Genomic DNA, 17,892 nt, shown 5'->3' on the forward strand with positions numbered 1-17,892 from the left:
AGATACCGGTCAGGCTTTTTTCAGCCATCCGGCAAACAGACGGGTTACGATGGGCATCCAGAACCAGACCACTAGCGCAACCACAAAGGCATCATTGATGAGATGCAGGAGTAACGAGCCCTTCATTGCAGGCAACACAATGCCGGTCAACCACGGCACCAGATTGGTACTGGGAAATATCACCAGCAGGGTTATCAGAAACTGTTTCCAGCGTTTGGGCTGGCGTACATGGGGCGCGGGCGGCGTAAACCAGAATGCTGCTTCGGTGCGAATTTCAGTTTTGTCACCTTCAGCCAGCAGTGGAGCAATCTCTTCGACCAACACGCGGCGCGTATCGGACTGGGTCCAGCTATACAGATGCTCAAGCGTGTCGAAGCGGATAATGATGTTCCACAGGTTGTTGCCATCTGCCGGGCGAATCACGTTCGCCCCGAGATGACCGGGAAATTCAGCCGCTACAGGCATGATTTTCCCCAGCCACTGCTCATACCGCTGTGCCTGCTCAGGTAGCAGAGTGTGAGTAATTACCAACGTCACATGTTTGTTCTGCGCCATGAAGGGTTCCTTGTTGACAGGAAACAGGCCGCTTAGGCCAGGAAAGCAATACACAAAATCATTCATGGTGCATCGAGGCGGCAAGGTTGTGGATCCCCGGGAGCTTACATAAGTAAGTGACCGGGGTACGCAAGCGAAGCCAACAAAGATGCAACATGAAGGATGACATGTATTTAAGCTTTACGTTCCGGCGCGCCATGCACCATGGTATAGGCATAATCCACGCCCATACCGTAGGCGCCGCTGTGCTCGCGTACCAGATCCATTACGGCGTCGTAGGTTTCTTTGCGGGACCAGTCGCGCTGGTACTCGAGAAGAACCTGTTGCCAGGTTACGGGTACGGCACCTGCCTGTACCATGCGGTCAATAGAACGCTCATGAGCATCTACGGACGTGCCGCCGGAGGTATCCGTTACCACATAAACTTCATAGCCTGCCTCCAGTGCCATCAGCGCCGGAAAAGTCAGGCATACTTCGGTCCACAGCGCGGAGATAATCAGTTTTTTACGCCCGGTCGCTTCCACTGCTTTCACAAACGCCGCATCTTCCCAGGAGTTCATTGAGGTGCGTTCAATGGGTTTGACATCAGGATGAACCGCTAACAATTCCGGCCAGATATATCCGCTAAAACTTTTGGTTTCTACAGAAGTATAAATCACCGGAACATTGAATATTTTCCCGGCTTTCGCTAATGCCACGGTATTATTTTTTAAAGTCTGGCGATCAATATTCGCCACACCGAATGACATTTGCGGCTGATGATCAATAAAAATAAGCGTAGAGTTTTGAGGGTCAATCAGTTCCCGAATAGACATAGCACACCTTCTTAATCAATAAGTTAAAAGGCAACGGTCTGTATCTGCCGTCAGCAGCAGGATCCTGAATCAGAAAGCTTGTTGAGTATAGCGGGAAATTTCTAACGAGTTATTAAAGAAAACTTACCATCCTGTGAAACTATTAATTTTGTGTTGCGATATATCCTAAACAACATCAAAAAAATGCGCATGACTCATCTAATTTATTCACTGGCATTGTTTTTCTTCATTCGGTACAACAGAAGGGTTTAATTTTCAGGATATTTTCTGCTTATGCGCATTAATCTGGATGTTTTGCTTATTCTCGACGCTCTCGACAAACAGGGTTCATTTGCCGCAGCGGCCGAGTCGCTGTTTAAAACCCCTGCCGCACTCAGCTATATGATTCAGAAGCTGGAAAGCGATTTGAATATCGAGCTGCTTGACCGTTCCGGGCACCGGGCAAAATTTACCGATACCGGACAGATGATGCTGGAAAAAGGGCGTTTGCTGCTGAATGCGGCAAAAGATCTCGAAAAGCAGGCGGTACAGCTGAGTTCAGGCTGGGAAAAAGAGCTGGCAATTGCGCTGGACGACTCCTTCCCTTTCGCCGCGCTGTTGCCCATTATCGATGAATTTCATGCGCTGAATAAGCAAACTCGCCTCAGTTTTACCCACCATACGCTGGCGGGCTCCTGGGAGGAGCTGACCCATAATGGAGCCGATATTATTCTGGGGGCAATTAATGAACCGCCAACGTCTGCAGCCTGGTCCTATAAAATGCTCGGCACGTTGGACAATGTGTTTGTCGTTGCGCCTGAGCATCCGCTGGCCGCAGCAGCAGACGGCCTGACCAACGAACAGTTATGCCTGCATCGGGCGATTGTTATCAGCGACAGCGCCCGCTTCTGCCATCCGTTACAAACCAATCTGATGGAGGAACAGGCGCAAATCCGCGTCGATGACTTCCACAGTAAGGTGATGCTACTACGAGCCGGTATGGGCTGCGGATTTCTCCCCCGCCATATTGCCAGCCCGTGGCTTACCACGGGCGAGCTGGTGGAAAAAACGGTTATCTCATTTCGCCAAAAAGACGTGGCATATATGGCATGGCGCAATAACCGCGATGGGCTGGCACAGCGCTGGTGGCGGGAAACGCTGCTGGCAAGCCCGGAGATTGCGCGCTTATATCAATGACCTATCCATACCGAGGCGGAAATCGCCGGCAACGTCAGGATATCGTCGGCAAGCATGCCGTTGCCCTCTTTGTGCTGCCATTGACTCACGCTCAGTAATGGCGAGGCTGGCAGGACCACTTCACAAGCGTGGCCACGGTTAATCGCCACCAGTACGCGCTGTCGGTTTAGCACGCGAACAAACACCACCACGTTATCCTCGGCGTAAATCACCTGGCAACCACCGTGGCGCAGCGCCTGATTCTGGTGGCGTAGTTTTGCCAGCCGCTGATACAACGCCAGCAGAGTAGCGTCCTGTTTTTCAGGCTGCCACGGGAACGGTTTGCGACAAAACGGATCGTTGTTCCCGTCCAGCCCCACTTCGTCACCGTAGTAAATACAGGGCACGCCAGGCCAGGTAAACAGCCACACCACCGCTAGCGGTAACCGTGCGACGTCTTTACCGAGCAGAGATTTAAAGCGGGCGGTATCGTGGCTGTCGAGCTGATTAAACATCCGCAGCTGTTGCTGATGCGACAACCCCGCGCGGTAGTTATCCATCCATGCCATACAGGTCTGGGCATCAATGGATTGCGGGTCGTATGAGATATCGGTATTGGCGAGAAATCCCCAGAGGGGGAAAGTAAAGCCGCGATAGTTCATGGCGGCATCTTCTGCATCAGCCTGCAACCACTGGCGCGCATCGCCAAAATGCTCACCTACCACATACGCCTCTGGCTGGGTTTCTTTTGCCGCCTGCGTAATTCCGGCCACATGTTGTAGGTTGTTACGTGCGCCTCCGGCCTCTCCCAGCATGTGCACCACATCAAGACGCCAGCCGTCCATACTCCACGGCGCTTTCAGCCAGTGGCGGACGATACTGTCTTCACCACGATAAATTTCATTCACCAGGCTTTCCGAGGAAAAGTCCAGCTTAGGTAAGCTGGAATATCCCAGCCAGTCGAGCGCAACGCCGTCGGCTGAGAAATGATACCAGTCGCGCCAGGGGGATTCTGGATTATGGCACGCCCCGTCTGTCCCCCGATTATGTCGGTCAAACCAGGCGTGCGAATCGCCGCTATGGTTAAAGACGCCGTCGAGAATCAGACGCATGCCCTGCCGTTGGGTGTTGTGCCGCAGACGCAGTAGCGCCCTGTCGCCGCCAAATTGCGGATCAACATGACGGTAATCTTCGGTATCGTATTTATGCACGCTCGGGGCGGTAAATACAGGATTCAGGTACAGCGCCGTGACCCCTAACGTTTTCAGGTACGGTAGCTTTTCGCTGATGCCGTCCAAATCGCCGCCATAAAAAGTGGAGCCACCGGCCTGAGCCGTAAGCGGTTCGTCCCATTCGCGCCGCACGATGTCGTGTCCGGCGGCGTGGTGGTAATAGACGTTATCCTGGCCCGCTTCACGCGACTGGCTGCGGGCAAAACGGTCCGGGAAAATTTGATAGAAAATCTGATCGGCAACCCACTGCGGACCATTATCCGGCACATCAACCGCAAACTGCTCCAGACGCGCAGGCGGAAAACGGCTGAATCCCTGCGGGGTGAACCACAGCTGACGATCGAGCCAAAGTAATTTAAAGCTATAGCGTCGACGAGGCTGCCCGCTGGAGAGATCGATCGCCGCTCGCCACGCGGTCACACCCGGCTGCGGCTGGCTGCGCTGCTTGTGCATAGCCAGCGAAATCTCTTCGTTATCGTTTTCTGCGCGTAGCGTCACCCGCTGGGGTGGATTTTCCCCCGCCAGCCATAATGTAATCGTCAGTTGATCTTTGTTTTGCTTAACAAATGGGGCAACCGGAAGGTGCCAGGCGTTCAACATCACGTATCCCCTTTGATGATAATGACGTCACCTTGCCATAGCGAAGTGCAGGATCACTCATCATCTTAACGTTTATTGGGGGAGGAGTTCGGGGGAGGAGAAACTTGCCGGGTAACGCAAAGCTACCCGGCAAAAATATTACTGTGCTTCAGCCAGTTGGCGCTCGCGACGGCGCTTGAATCCCCATCCGACCAGCAGCAGGACAATCCACGCAAAGCCGACGTACAGCGAAATGCGGGTATCCGGATGATAGCCGATGAGCGCGATGATAAAGACCAGGAAAATCAGGCCAACAACGGTCGTCGTTACCCCACCCGGTACTTTAAATTTCAGCGCTTTGACCTCTTCCGGCGGCAGACGACGACGGAAAGCAATCTGCGACAACAGGATCATAATCCACACCCATACCGTGGCGAAGGTCGCCAAAGAGGCGATCACCAGGAAGACGTTTTCCGGCATGATGTAGTTAAGATACACCGCAAACAGCAGCGCGATAGTCATCACCATTACCGTCACCCACGGCACGCCACGACGCGACGTCTTGGCAAACATTTTCGGGGCACTGCCCTGCTCCGCCATGCCGTGCAGCATACGCCCCACACCGAAGACGTCAGAGTTAATAGCCGACAGCGACGCAGTCAGAACCACAAAGTTGAGGATCCCGGCAGCAAAGGTAATGCCCATATGCTGGAACGTCATAACGAACGGGCTACCGTCGGTACCCACCTGGTTCCACGGGTAGATAGACATAATGACGAACAGCGTCCCCACATAAAACACCAGGATACGCATTGGTACGGAGTTGATGGCGCGCGGAATAGATTTTTCCGGGTCTTTGGCTTCGCCTGCGGTAATCCCGATAATCTCAATCCCGCCATAGGCAAACATCACCATTTGCAGCGACATCACCATGCCGAGCCAGCCGTTGCTGAAGAAGCCACCGTTGCTCCATAAGTTATGGATACCGGTTGGTTGCCCGCCGTTGCCAATCCCCCAAATGATGATACCGAAACCGGCGACAATCATGATGATAATGGTGGCGACTTTGAAGAACGAGAACCAGAACTCCAGCTCACCAAACACCTTCACGCTCATCAGGTTGATGGCGCAGATAATCAGCACCACGCTGAGTACCCAAATCCAGTGCGGTACCGCCGGGAACCAGACGCCCATGTATATGCCGAAGGCTGTCACGTCGGCAATGGCGACAATCAGGATTTCAAAACAGTAGGTCCAGCCGGTAATGTAGCCTGCCAGCGGTCCGAGGTTTTCCTGCGCGTAGCGCGAGAAGGAGCTGGCTGCCGGGTTATGAACAGACATTTCGCCCAGCGCACGCATAATAATGTACGCCGCGACACCGCCGATAATATAGGCCAGCAATACGCTTGGCCCCGCCATTTTGATAGCGTCGGCCGAGCCGTAAAACAGCCCGGTACCAATTGCTGAACCTAATGCCATAAAGCGGATGTGCCGGGTGCTCAGCCCACGCTTTAGCTTGTTATTACTTTCCATCGATTCCTAACCTGTTAACACAATAAAAAAACCACGGGGCCATGTTAATAGCCCCGTGGTTAAAACTTATTGTCAGTGATATTAGTGTGCGCTGGAGGTCACTTGTCGACCCGCGGCGCGATCCCAGATAACTGCCAGGACCACCATCACGACTGTTGGCATCAACCACGCCAGCCCCTGCTCCGCCAGCGGTAAACGCTGGGTCCAGGCCGGTAACACGTCGCCAATTGCAGAAGCTTTAATGCCATCAAGGATACCAAAAATCAGGCTGATAAACATCGCAGGAGCAATGACGCGGGAAGAATTATGCCACCATGAGCGGGTAAAGCTTAATACAACCAGTGCGATACATGGCGGATAGATAGCCGTCAGCACCGGAATAGAGATCTGAATCAGATGGCTCAGACCCAGGTTAGAAACCACCATCGAGAAGCCGCCGAGGATAAATACCAGCGTACGATAAGACAGTGGAACGTACTGGGCAAAGAACTCTGCGCACGCACAGGTCAGGCCAACCGCGGTGACCAGACAGGCGATGAAAATCAGCGCTGCCAGCAGGAAGCTTCCTGCACCGCCAAAGGTGTGCTGAACATACGCATGCAGAATCGCCGCGCCGTTAGCAGACTGATCGACCAGAATCGCGCTATCTGAACCCAGACGGAACAGCGCGAGATACAGCAGCGTTAAGCCCACACCCGCCATTAAACCCGCCCAAACGGTATAACGAGTCAGCAGACGCGCTTCAGTAACACCACGCGAGCGAGCGGCGTTAACGATAACAATACCAAACACCATCGCGCCCAGCGTATCCATGGTCAGATACCCGTTCACGAAGCCATTAGAAAACGCCGCAGTTTGATAGGCTTCCATCGCATTACTGATCGGGCCTGCTGGCCAGACGATTGCAGCGACAGACAGGACCACCAGCGCCAGGATTTTCAGCGGTGCCAGGAAATTACCCACCGTATCCAGCAGTTTGCCCGGATAAAGCGAAACCAGAATGACAATCGCGAAATAGATAACGCTATAGATAAACAGCGGCAGCGCAGAATCACCAGTCAGCGGTGCAATCCCGACTTCGAAAGAGACCGTCGCGGTACGCGGGGTAGCGAATAACGGCCCAACGGCCAGATAGCAAACGGTCGCCAGCAGCAGACCGGCAACTTTACCGATAGGCGTGCTCAGTCGGTCCACACCACCGCCGACTTTCGCCAGCGCGACAACGGTAAGAACCGGCAGGCCAACGGCCGTAATCAAAAAGCCAAAAGCCGCAGTCCAGACGTGTTCACCTGCCTGCAAACCAACCATTGGGGGGAAGATGATGTTACCTGCACCAACGAACAGTGCAAATGTCATAAATCCCAAAGCGATAATATCGCGCGATTTTAACTGATGGGTCATAAAGTCTTACTGCCTGTGGATGTGGTGTTGAAAATAGTAAATTTTTGCCTTTCCTTGGGGGACAATACAGCGGCATTTTTGCTCAATTCCAGCGGGAAACACTCCCGACCTGGCGCGGCGAAGAATAGTTTTTCGATTTACCGCGTAAATGCAGTCGGTATGACAGCACCTGGAGCGCAATTTAAACGCTTATAACGTTTTAAAGCAAGGTGGGATCCAAAAACCAGAACAATATAGCGATATGAAAAATAGGGTTAGCACAAAACACCATTTCATGGAAAAAGGTATGGGTAATAGTTCGAACAAAAAACAATCAAACGTCGTGAAATTCAGGAGGCATCTATTGACCACATAAAAAAAACCAGCTTGCGCTGGCTTTTGGAAAGATTATCTTACGAATACGTCTTAGCCGTTACTTTTGGCAATGAAACGTTCCGGGATCATGAAACTAAATCGCGTCCCTTTGCCTGGTTCGCTTTCGATGTTCAAACGGCTGTCGTGATGATGCAGCGCATGTTTCACGATAGCCAGACCCAGCCCGCTACCGCCCGTTTGTCGCGATCTCGCCTTATCCACACGATAAAAACGTTCAGTCAAACGTGGAATATGCTCGGGGGCAATGCCCGGACCGTTGTCTTCCACGCAAAACTCCGCCCCCGACGCCACATGCTGCCAGCGTACGGTAATGTGCGTTCCCGCTGGTGTGTGGTTAACCGCGTTGTACACGAGATTCGAGATAGCGCTACGCAACTGCTCCTCGTTGCCTCGCACATTCAGGCTGTTATCGACATCAAAGGTAAACGTATGTTTATGCTGGCTCAGGGTTTGCGCTTCGTGCTCGATCACGCGCAGCATCATGGGTACATCGACTTTCTCATTCAGCTGCAACGTCGGCGCAGCTTCAATTTTTGACAGCGTCAGCAGCTGTTTCACCAGGCCTTCCATACGGTACGTTTGTTCACGCATGGTATGCAGTGCTTTTTCGCGCGTTGTCCCTTCCAGCGGATGCTCCTGCATCATTTCCAGGTAGCCTTGCAGCACCGTCAGCGGTGTGCGCAACTCATGGCTGGCGTTGGCGAAAAAGTTACGCCGTGAACCTTCCAGTTGGTGCATCTGGGTAACGTCGCGCGCCACCATCAACAATTGCTTATCGGTATAGGGCATCACGCGAATTTCCAGATGCCGTCCGGTATTGAGCACCAGATTTATTGGCCGGCTAAAATCGCGCGTTTTCAGATATTGTGTGAATTCCGGGTAGCGCAGCAGGTTAAGAATATTTTGCCCGCTATCGTCCGGCCAGCGCAGTCCCAGAACCTGCTGAGCCAGTCCGTTACACCAGAAGATACCGCCTTCTTCGGTGGTCAACACCACCGCGTCGGGTAGGGATTCCGCCCCGCTGCGAAAACGTTTAATCAGGTTACCCAGTTCTCGACGGCGCTTTTTGTTGCGAAGCTGCATTTGATGCAGCCCATATAACAACGGCTCCCAACTGCCTCGCCCCGGCGGCGGCGTCATGCTTCTGTCGACCCATAACCACCAGGACAAACGTAATAAATTCCAGAAATGCCAGATAAGCAGGCCCGTTACCGACGCCAGTAAAAACCAGGGCAGGTAACCGAAAAAAGCGCTAAGGATAAATGCCGGTATGCAGCACAGGATCAGCTCCAGTACCAACCTTTTCCATGACAATCGTTCTAGCAAACGTCTTACTCCATAAACGGCCTAATCCATCAGGCCCTGATTCTTGTCAGTCAAAAGCGGGTCGAAAAACGATATCCCGTCCCGCGAACTGTCTGCACCATACGATCGTGTCCGCTGTGCTCCAGCGCTTTACGTAAGCGGCGGATATGCACATCCACTGTCCGGTCTTCTACGTAGACATTGGTTCCCCAGACATGATTGAGGAGTTGTTCACGGCTGTAGACGCGCTCGGGGTGAGTCATAAAGAAGTGCAACAGTTTGAATTCGGTCGGCCCCATATCCAGCGGTTCTTCGCCGGTCATTACGCGATGCGAAGTGGGATCAAGACTCAGCCCCTGCATCTCAATAACCTCTTCCACCGCCATGGGGGAAATTCGACGCAGCACAGCTTTAATACGCGCCACCAGCTCCTTGGGAGAAAACGGCTTGGTAATATAGTCATCCGCACCGGTTTCCAGACCCCGGACGCGATCTTCCTCTTCTCCCCTCGCCGTCAGCATCATCACGGGGATGTCCCGCGTCATGGCTTCGCGCTTGAGATGCTTAATAAACTGTAGACCCGAGCCGCCGGGAAGCATCCAGTCAAGCAGGACGAGATCCGGCCAGGGTTCATTGAGTTGGTTCACAGCACTGTCATAGTCTTCGGCTTCTACGGGTTGAAAACCGTTTTGCTCGAGCACGAAGCAGACCATTTCACGAATTGGAGCTTCATCTTCTACGACCAGAATACGTCTCGCCATGATTTGCCCTGTTTATAATTAAATCGTTTGCCATCAATACGGTGCCATTATGCGTCAGTTTTATGACAGATTTATGAAAAGATAGTCCAGGTTTAACGCAGCCAGACGAATTATGACAGCCCGGAGACAAGATATTACCGTCCTTGAAAGGTTATAATCCCCGCCACTGTTTTATCGTCATGGAACTCTTATGCGCATCCTTCACACGTCTGACTGGCATCTGGGCCAAAATTTCTACAGCAAGAGCCGCGCCGCTGAACATCAGGCCTTTCTCGACTGGCTGCTGGAGACGGCACAATCCCAGCAGGTGGATGCCATTATTGTGGCAGGCGATATTTTCGATACCGGCTCACCGCCAAGCTACGCCCGTGAGCTGTATAACCGTTTTGTCGTCAATCTGCAGCAAACTGGCTGTCATCTGGTCGTGCTGGCAGGCAACCACGACTCCGTCGCCACGCTCAATGAGTCCCGCGATATTCTGGCGTTTCTCAACACCACGGTCGTTGCCAGCGCCGGCCATGCGCCGCAGGTGCTGCCGCAACGTGATGGCACGCCGGGAGCAATCCTGTGTCCGGTTCCTTTCTTACGACCACGTGACATCATTACCAGCCAGGCCGGGCTAACCGGACAAGAAAAACAGCAGCATCTGCTGGAGGCGATCACCGACTATTACCAGCAGCAGTATCAGGACGCCTGCACGCTGCGTGGCGATCGAAACCTGCCCATCATTGCGACCGGGCATTTGACCACCGTTGGCGCCAGTAAAAGCGACGCCGTACGTGACATTTATATCGGTACGCTGGACGCCTTTCCGGCGCAAAACTTTCCACCCGCGGACTACATCGCACTGGGGCATATTCACCGGGCGCAGGTTATCGGCGGGACGGACCATATTCGCTACTGCGGTTCACCGATTGCCCTCAGTTTTGACGAGTGCGGCAAAAACAAATGTGTACATCTGGTGAGCTTTGAAGCGGGGAAACTCAGCGCCGTTGAAAATCTCACCGTACCGGTCACCCAGCCGCTTGCGGTACTGAAAGGCGATTTAGCCGCCATTACCACCCAGCTTGAACAGTGGCGTAACGTGCCACAAGAGCCGCCGATATGGCTGGATATTGAAATCACCACCGACGACTATCTGCATGACATGCAACGTAAGATCCAGGCCTTAACCGAAGATTTACCGGTCGAGGTGTTATTGGTGCGCCGCAGTCGGGAACAACGTGAACGTATTATGGCCAATGAACGACGCGAAACGTTAAGCGAGCTAAGCGTAACGGAAGTTTTTGACCGCCGCCTGGCGCTGGAAGAGCTCGAGGAGCCTCAGCGTGAGCGGTTGAATCAGCTGTTTAGCGCAACCTTACACACGCTTGCCGGGGAGAGTGAAGCATGAAAATTCTCAGCCTGCGCCTGAAGAACCTCAACTCCCTGAAGGGAGAATGGAAAGTCGATTTCACTGCAGAACCTTTTGCCAGCAACGGGTTGTTCGCCATTACCGGGCCAACGGGCGCGGGGAAAACCACCCTGCTGGACGCGATTTGCCTCGCCCTGTACCACGAAACACCGCGCCTGAATACCGTGTCACAGTCGCAAAACGACCTGATGACTCGCGATACCGCGGAGTGTCTGGCCGAAGTTGAGTTTGAGGTGCGCGGCGAAGCCTACCGCGCATTCTGGAGCCAGAACCGGGCGCGCAATCAGCCCGAGGGCAACCTGCAGGTCCCGCGCGTAGAGCTGGCCCGCTGCGCTGACGGTAAAATCCTCGCCGATAAAGTCAAAGACAAGCTGGAGATGACAGCCGAGCTTACCGGGCTGGATTACGGGCGTTTTACCCGTTCGATGCTACTGTCTCAGGGCCAGTTTGCCGCCTTTCTTAATGCCAAACCGAAAGAGCGCGCCGAGCTTCTGGAGGAGTTAACTGGTACTGAGATCTACGGCCAAATCTCCGCCATGGTGTTTGAAAAGCACAAGTCGGCGCGTACGGAGCTGGAAAAACTGCAGGCCCAGGCCAGCGGCGTGGCGCTGTTAGCACCAGAGCAGGTGCAGTCCCTGACGGAAAGTTTGCAGGTACTTACTGACGAAGAAAAACAATACCTTACCAGCCAACAAACCCAGCAACAGCACCTCAACTGGCTTATTCGGCAAAATGAGCTTCAGACGGACATAAACCGCCACCAGCAGGCATTACAGGCAGCACTTCAGGCGCAAGAAGACGCGCAGCCGCAGCTGGCAGCGCTGAGCCTGGCGCAGCCGGCCAGAGCATTGCGCCCTCACTGGGAGCGAATCCAGGAACAAACGGCTACTATCGAGCGTACGCGCCAGAAGATTCAGGAAGTGAATACTCGCTTACAAAGCAGCTTAGCGCTGCGCGGGCGCATCCGTCAGCAGGCGCACACGCAATCGACCGCGATACTCGCCGAACAACAGACGTTAACCGACTGGCTGAACGAACATGACCGCTTCCGCTTATGGAGTAGCGAACTGGCAGGATGGAAAGCGCTGCTGGCGCAACAGTCCGACGCCAGCGCCCAGCTACGCCAGTGGCAGCAGCTACGGGAGAACGACACACGTAAGCTCGATGCCCTGCAACTTCCTGCGCTGACCCTTTCGCCGCAGGAAGTGACAGAAGCGCTGGCTCAACATGTGCAGCTTCGTCCATTACGCCAGCGCCTCAGTAATCTGCACGGGCAAATCGCCCCGAAGCAAAAGCAGCTGGCACATCTACGCGCTTCACTGCTGCAGCGCCAGCAAGAGCTGACCCAGCGCAACACGGTACTAGCCGAGAAACGTCAGCGCTATAAAGATAAAAATCAGCAACTTGCCGATGTGAGACTCATTTGCGAGCAGGAAGCCCGCATCAAAGATCTGGAAAGCCATCGGGCATTACTGGAATCCGGCAAACCTTGTCCGCTTTGTGGCTCTACTACACATCCGGCTATCGCGCGTTACCAGACGCTTGAGCTGAGCGTAAATCAGGCACGACGTGAAGCGCTGGAAAAAGAGGTCAAAACGCTGGCCGATGAGGGTTCAACCCTGCGCGGGCAGCTTGAGGCGATAACGCAGCAACTTCAGCGCGATGAACATGAAGCACAGAGGCTTTCTCAGGAGGAGCAAGCACTTACTCAAGAGTGGTTGACCGTTACCGCCAGCCTCAACGTATCGCTACAACCGCAGGATGACATTGCCCCGTGGCTGGCCGCTCAGGAAGAGTACGAACAACAGCTTCACCAGTTAAGCTTGCGTCATACCCTGCAGGCGCAAATCGCCGCGCATACCGAACAGATTACTCAACTCCAACAGCATATTGACCAGCGCCAGGCGACGTTAACCTCAGAGCTGGACCGTCATGGCCTGGCCCTTCCGCCCGAGGATAAAGTCTCCTCATGGCTAAGAGAACGGGCGAACGAAGCGCAAATGTGGCAACAGCGCCAGAATGAACTGACTGAGTTACAGGCCCGGATTGCCCAGCTTGCGCCACTGCTGGAAACGCTGCCAGAATCTGAGGTGCTTTCTGAAAACATTGAGGATCTGTCGCTGGAAAACTGGCGGCAGGTGCACGACGATTGCCTCTCTTTACAGGGACAGTGGCAAACCTTGCAGCAGCAGGAAGCACAGGACGTTCAGCGCGCTGCAGACATTCAGGCGCAGTTTGATGCCGCATTGCAGGCCAGCATCTTTGACAACCGTGACGCCTTTATTGCCGCCCTGCTGGATGAAGAGACCTTCAACCGTCTTGAGCTGTTGAAACAATCGCTGGAAAACCAGCAACAACAGGCACAAACGCTGCTTAATCAGGCCCAGCAGGCGCTGGTGACTCATCAACAGCAGCAACCAACCGGGGTGGATCTCACGCTCACGGCACAACATCTTCGCGACACGCTGGCGCAGCTCACCCAACTGCTGCGGGATAACACCACTCGTCAGGGAGAAATTCGCCAGCAGCTCAGGCAGGATGCTGAAAACCGCCAGCAGCAGCAGGCGCTGATGCAGGAGATTGATAACGTCGCGCAACAGGTCGAAGACTGGGGCTATCTGAATGCGCTGATCGGCTCGAAAGAGGGAGATAAGTTCCGCAAATTTGCCCAGGGACTGACGCTGGATAACCTGGTCTGGCTTGCCAACAACCAGTTAACCCGTCTGCACGGTCGCTATTTGTTGCAGCGCAAAGCTAGCGAAGCGCTGGAGCTGGAAGTGGTCGATACCTGGCAAGCCGATGCGGTGCGTGACACGCGTACGCTCTCCGGCGGCGAGAGCTTCCTGGTGAGTCTGGCGCTGGCGCTGGCATTGTCCGATCTGGTCAGCCACAAAACGCGAATTGACTCCCTGTTCCTCGACGAAGGCTTCGGCACGCTGGACAGCGAAACGCTGGATACCGCGCTGGACGCACTGGATGCACTGAACGCTAGCGGTAAAACCATTGGCGTGATCAGCCACGTCGAAGCAATGAAAGAACGCATTCCGGTGCAAATCAAAGTGAAAAAAATTAACGGGCTGGGTTACAGCAAACTCGACAACACTTTCAGAGTGGAATGACGCTGATTTTTCGACGTATTGATATTGCCGACAAGATCGGCAATATCATTCCCTGCATATTATTCTTACGCTTAAAAAATAACCGCTAGCGGTAAATCATATCAAAGGTCGCCGTGGCGTTGATTTCGCCGGCCCGCAAGTTCTCATTTAAACGTATGACGTGAGCTTTAAACGGCAGAGCGACGCTCCCTTCTGCACCATTTTTTATCGTGGACAGGAGCTCGCCAAAATTCACTAACCGATCGTTATATAAAATTTGTACACCGACACCTTGCGCAGACGTCGGAGAATCAAGATCATTTAATGTCAGAATAGTGCTATCGCCTGCTGCCGTTGTACCAGAAAATAATACATTGACATTGGTATCCTGATCGCACGTCAAATCAATTTTAAAATCAACCGCATCACCAGTATCACCCGGGTTATTCAGGCTGACAGTTTTAAAGTAACGCCCCAAATTAACAGAAATATTCTTACTATTAAGTACACAACTGGCACTGTTAACTACCACATCTGCATCGGTAAAGTTAATATGAAGTTGGGCGGCGGATTCATATATTCGGGAAGCACTAAATCGTGATAATTGCAAGGGAGTATCTGTAATAGGTTGCCCGGTTGAGATTAATCGCACCTCAAACATTGCCGATACATTTGTGTATTCACACCCCTTACATGTTTTATTACCCTCGGCCTTTGCCGGAGAATAAAAAATACGGGCATCACTTGGTGAGTAGCTTTTGCCACTATCAACAGACAACCACCAAATTTTAATCCCAATGCCTGGATTATTCGTCTGATAAACATATTCTTCAACACCATTTACCAGCGTCAATGATGAGTCATCATATCCACGATAGATTGGGTGCACCCCATTACAAAATATATCCGATTGATTTGGAGCACTAAGATAACCGCTATCCCATAGGACAGTTCCTGCAGGGACATCGCGCTGAGCGTTAATAGTCGGAACGGTGACCGTATAGGTTGCAGCTGTCGTATCATTTTTATAATAACATGAAGCATAACTTACCACTGACCAGTTTAGTACAAAAAATACAATCACATACCTAATGAAGGATATCATTATCACTTTCACCTTTATTTACACTCTGCCGCTAATATAGCAACGGTTTTGTTGGTAAGTTCATCGGCAGGAATAGCAATCTGCGCGGTACACTGCTGTGTTGCTTTCTCACCCCACTTCACCATAACGCGATCGCCTGCCGATACACCGGTTAAATAAACCTGTCCGTTATCACCCACGATACTGGCATAATTTTTTTCGTTTTCCCCTGCCAATGCCGCAAGCGCGCCGAAAGGAACGTTATTTCCATTATGTTGTAGCGTTAACAAAACACGTATACCGGTGCGTGCAGAAAATGTTGCCAGTGTGACCGCACCACGCGAAGGAATCACCTGTTTGACGGGCTCCTCAATATCAACCTGCGGGTTACTTGCCGTATTCAATATAATGTTATTCGTTCGATAGGGTGAGGCATATGGAATAACAGCGTAGCCATAGGAATCAGTATATACGCCGGTACTGTTTTCTACTTTAATATCAGGCCCATCGTCGGCATCGACTAAGGTCACCGTTTCAGGTAGCGACTGTGCTAAAGTAAACCCGCCAGCATGGCCGATAATCCCACCTTGTAACTTATAATTCACTTGCCTGCTGTTGTTGTCATAATTGTACCCACCAGAAACAGAGCCAAATGAGCCTTGCCAGGTGGCATTCATACTTCCATTCTCCCCCATTCCATTATTCCCCCAGGACTGCTGGAGATTATAATTGAGGTTATCATCCTGCAATGCAGTACCACTGATCCCAATCAGATGTTGCTGACTACGATGACGGTTATCTGTATAAGTATAATTCGCCCAGGCACTGGGTAACCATTTATCTAAGGGAATACTGACAGTAAATGAAACCTGCTCATCTCGATGTGAGGTTGGCGTTTGCGTCAACGAATAGTTGAGCATAAATCGGATCCGTTCCCAGTTCTGGTTATAACCGACAGAAACCGTGCGCTCATAACCCGCCAGCCCCCAGTAATCTTGCTGATAACCGGAGAGATAGAAAGAACCTAGCTCATTCAGGCTCTGGCTGATATTTACCTGAAAGCGGCTACGACGGTTATTGGTATTGCGATAAGCATAAAAACTGTCGTCATCAATAGCGTTAGTTCGGTTATTTAACGTTTCCGTAAACGTATAAAAATTACGGGTAGAGTAACGATAACTCGCAAGCGTAAGATTGGTGTTGGTCGTATCGATATTCTTCGCATACTGGGCACGATAAGACATCCCCTGCCAGACGTTATCAGCCACTTCGCTTCTGGCCGTTGTGGCATCAAACGAAAACGCGCCAAAATCATGAAGATCGATACCAAAACCTAATGCCGCGGAACGATAAAAATCACTGCCCAACACGCCGCTATACACGGTAAACCATAAGGCAACCCATAGATAAGTTGCGCTTCGACCAGATTAGGATCCTCTGATGTATCATTATTTTGGTAATGCCCGGCGGCAACGCTATATTGCAATGCCCCCTGTCGCTGCATGATAGGTAAAGAAGACGACGTCTGAACGAAGCTACGCTCACTCCCATCAGCCTCCGTGATTGTTATATCGAAATCACTGCCGGAAGATACCTGCGGTACATCCGTAATTTCAAACGCCCCTGCGCTGACATAGGTTTGATAGAGAGTGTAGCCATTTTGCTTAATGGTCACCTTAGCATCGCTTTTCGCAATCCCCCGAATCACCGGCGCAAACCCTTGTTGGCTATAGGGCAGCATAGCGGTATCTGTTTGCAGACGAATACCACGAATCGGAAGGCTGTCAAAAATATCTCCCGCAGTAGAGCTATCGCCGAGCGTCAGTTGGCTACGCAGGCGCTTTATATCCCGCTGAATATACGTCGAAATGTTTTCCCAACCATCTCCGCTTTGGTAATTTCCATTGTTTCGTATGCGCCACGGCCCTACATTCAGTCCACTGTTTAAACTCAGGTAATTTTGTGTTGACGAGCCCTGAGAGCTGTAGTGTGTTTTAGAGCCGCTATAGTAATAACCCAACAGTGCAGCAGGTATCCCATCATCCCAATTATCAGGGTCGATATACCCCTGCACTTCCTGATTAACAGCAACTTGCGGAACACGAATATCCAGCCGTTGTTGCTGAGTGGAGAAAGTCCAGGAAGCCTCTTCAATGTAACGTCCGATATCATCAACCGTGGCGTCATCAGACATCATTTTCATCAATGGCATTTTGCTGACATTGACGCCATAGGCGGCCAGTTCTGATTTTTTTAACACGGGAATGAGTGCGGTATGGGCTTCATTAAGCACATACGTCACATTCTTTTTTTCAACAAAATGATTATTAAAATAAACAGAACTGAGGTAGACGCCTGGTGCAAGTGCATTATCGTCTAAAAAAGTACGGATCGCCTCTGCGCTGTCTATTGGGGAATCAAAACGTAGCGCATCAATATTAAACTCATCATCAGCAACTTGTGATTCAGCGATACAAAACGGACTACACAACATCAATGCGGCGGCAATAGCTGATAATTTCAATGAGAGAATTTCATGATAATTATTGATAGGCCGCATATTGTGGATATCCTTATCCGCCGAA

The 17,892-nt window shown here is 52.0% G+C and carries 12 protein-coding genes and 1 pseudogene; 3 read left to right on the top strand and 10 right to left on the bottom strand.

Going from position 1 to position 17,892, the window contains the following annotated elements; all coding sequences use genetic code 11:
* Positions 1-9 precede the first annotated feature (9 nt).
* Both ACHHZ7_RS14040 and ACHHZ7_RS14045 read right to left on the bottom strand, forming a co-directional pair.
* On the bottom strand, positions 10-555 hold the full coding sequence (locus tag ACHHZ7_RS14040) for an antibiotic biosynthesis monooxygenase (RefSeq protein WP_003830975.1): 546 nt from the start codon (positions 553-555) through the stop codon (positions 10-12).
* Between the two features lie 173 nt (positions 556-728).
* Positions 729-1,370 (bottom strand): hydrolase, encoded by a 642-nt coding sequence (locus ACHHZ7_RS14045; protein ID WP_003021513.1) that lies wholly within the window; start codon positions 1,368-1,370, stop codon positions 729-731.
* 273 nt (positions 1,371-1,643) lie between these two features.
* Here ACHHZ7_RS14045 and ACHHZ7_RS14050 point away from each other — a divergent pair, with 273 nt between their 5' ends.
* Positions 1,644-2,546, top strand: a complete 903-nt coding sequence (locus tag ACHHZ7_RS14050; protein ID WP_003830973.1) for a LysR family transcriptional regulator — start codon at positions 1,644-1,646, stop codon at positions 2,544-2,546.
* Here the strand turns inward: ACHHZ7_RS14050 and malZ are convergent.
* The 5 genes from malZ to phoB all read right to left on the bottom strand — a co-directional run bounded on the left by malZ (position 2,540) and on the right by phoB (position 9,711).
* Complete coding sequence (gene malZ / locus ACHHZ7_RS14055; RefSeq protein ID WP_060682666.1) at positions 2,540-4,357, bottom strand: maltodextrin glucosidase; 1,818 nt, start codon at positions 4,355-4,357, stop codon at positions 2,540-2,542. The two genes, ACHHZ7_RS14050 and malZ, sit on opposite strands and share 7 nt — an antisense overlap.
* A 138-nt stretch (positions 4,358-4,495) precedes the next feature.
* On the bottom strand, positions 4,496-5,869 hold the full coding sequence (gene proY, locus ACHHZ7_RS14060; protein WP_003021504.1) for a proline-specific permease ProY: 1,374 nt from the start codon (positions 5,867-5,869) through the stop codon (positions 4,496-4,498).
* A gap of 81 nt (positions 5,870-5,950) precedes the next feature.
* Complete coding sequence (gene brnQ, locus ACHHZ7_RS14065; protein ID WP_003021501.1) at positions 5,951-7,270, bottom strand: branched-chain amino acid transporter carrier protein BrnQ; 1,320 nt, start codon at positions 7,268-7,270, stop codon at positions 5,951-5,953.
* A 405-nt stretch (positions 7,271-7,675) separates the two neighbouring features.
* Positions 7,676-8,971: a phosphate regulon sensor histidine kinase PhoR gene (phoR, locus tag ACHHZ7_RS14070; protein WP_003830971.1), complete on the bottom strand. Its 1,296-nt coding sequence runs from the start codon at positions 8,969-8,971 to the stop codon at positions 7,676-7,678.
* A gap of 50 nt (positions 8,972-9,021) precedes the next feature.
* On the bottom strand, positions 9,022-9,711 hold the full coding sequence (gene phoB / locus ACHHZ7_RS14075) for a phosphate response regulator transcription factor PhoB (RefSeq protein ID WP_003830970.1): 690 nt from the start codon (positions 9,709-9,711) through the stop codon (positions 9,022-9,024).
* Between the two features lie 190 nt (positions 9,712-9,901).
* On the opposite strand from phoB, the gene sbcD reads away from it, so the two are divergent.
* Together sbcD and sbcC are read left to right on the top strand one after the other, a co-directional pair.
* Complete coding sequence (gene sbcD / locus ACHHZ7_RS14080) at positions 9,902-11,104, top strand: exonuclease subunit SbcD (RefSeq protein WP_192464016.1); 1,203 nt, start codon at positions 9,902-9,904, stop codon at positions 11,102-11,104.
* Complete coding sequence (gene sbcC, locus ACHHZ7_RS14085) at positions 11,101-14,244, top strand: exonuclease subunit SbcC (protein WP_060682668.1); 3,144 nt, start codon at positions 11,101-11,103, stop codon at positions 14,242-14,244. Before sbcD ends, sbcC begins: the two co-directional genes overlap by 4 nt.
* Positions 14,245-14,329: 85 nt before the next feature.
* On the opposite strand, the gene ACHHZ7_RS14090 is transcribed toward sbcC, so the two are convergent.
* From ACHHZ7_RS14090 to ACHHZ7_RS14100, 3 genes and pseudogenes are all read right to left on the bottom strand, one after another.
* Complete coding sequence (locus tag ACHHZ7_RS14090) at positions 14,330-15,328, bottom strand: fimbrial protein (protein ID WP_060682669.1); 999 nt, start codon at positions 15,326-15,328, stop codon at positions 14,330-14,332.
* Positions 15,329-15,342: 14 nt separating this feature from the next.
* Entirely contained in the window at positions 15,343-15,660 is a 318-nt protein-coding gene (locus ACHHZ7_RS14095; protein WP_238937803.1) for a FimD/PapC C-terminal domain-containing protein, read from the bottom strand.
* A 21-nt stretch (positions 15,661-15,681) separates the two neighbouring features.
* Positions 15,682-17,867 (bottom strand): annotated as a pseudogene (locus tag ACHHZ7_RS14100) (fimbria/pilus outer membrane usher protein); the annotation flags it as partial.
* Positions 17,868-17,892: the final 25 nt, after the last annotated feature.

This window comes from Citrobacter freundii complex sp. 2024EL-00216 (assembly GCF_043945515.1).
Classification (GTDB): Bacteria; Pseudomonadota; Gammaproteobacteria; order Enterobacterales; family Enterobacteriaceae; genus Citrobacter; species Citrobacter portucalensis.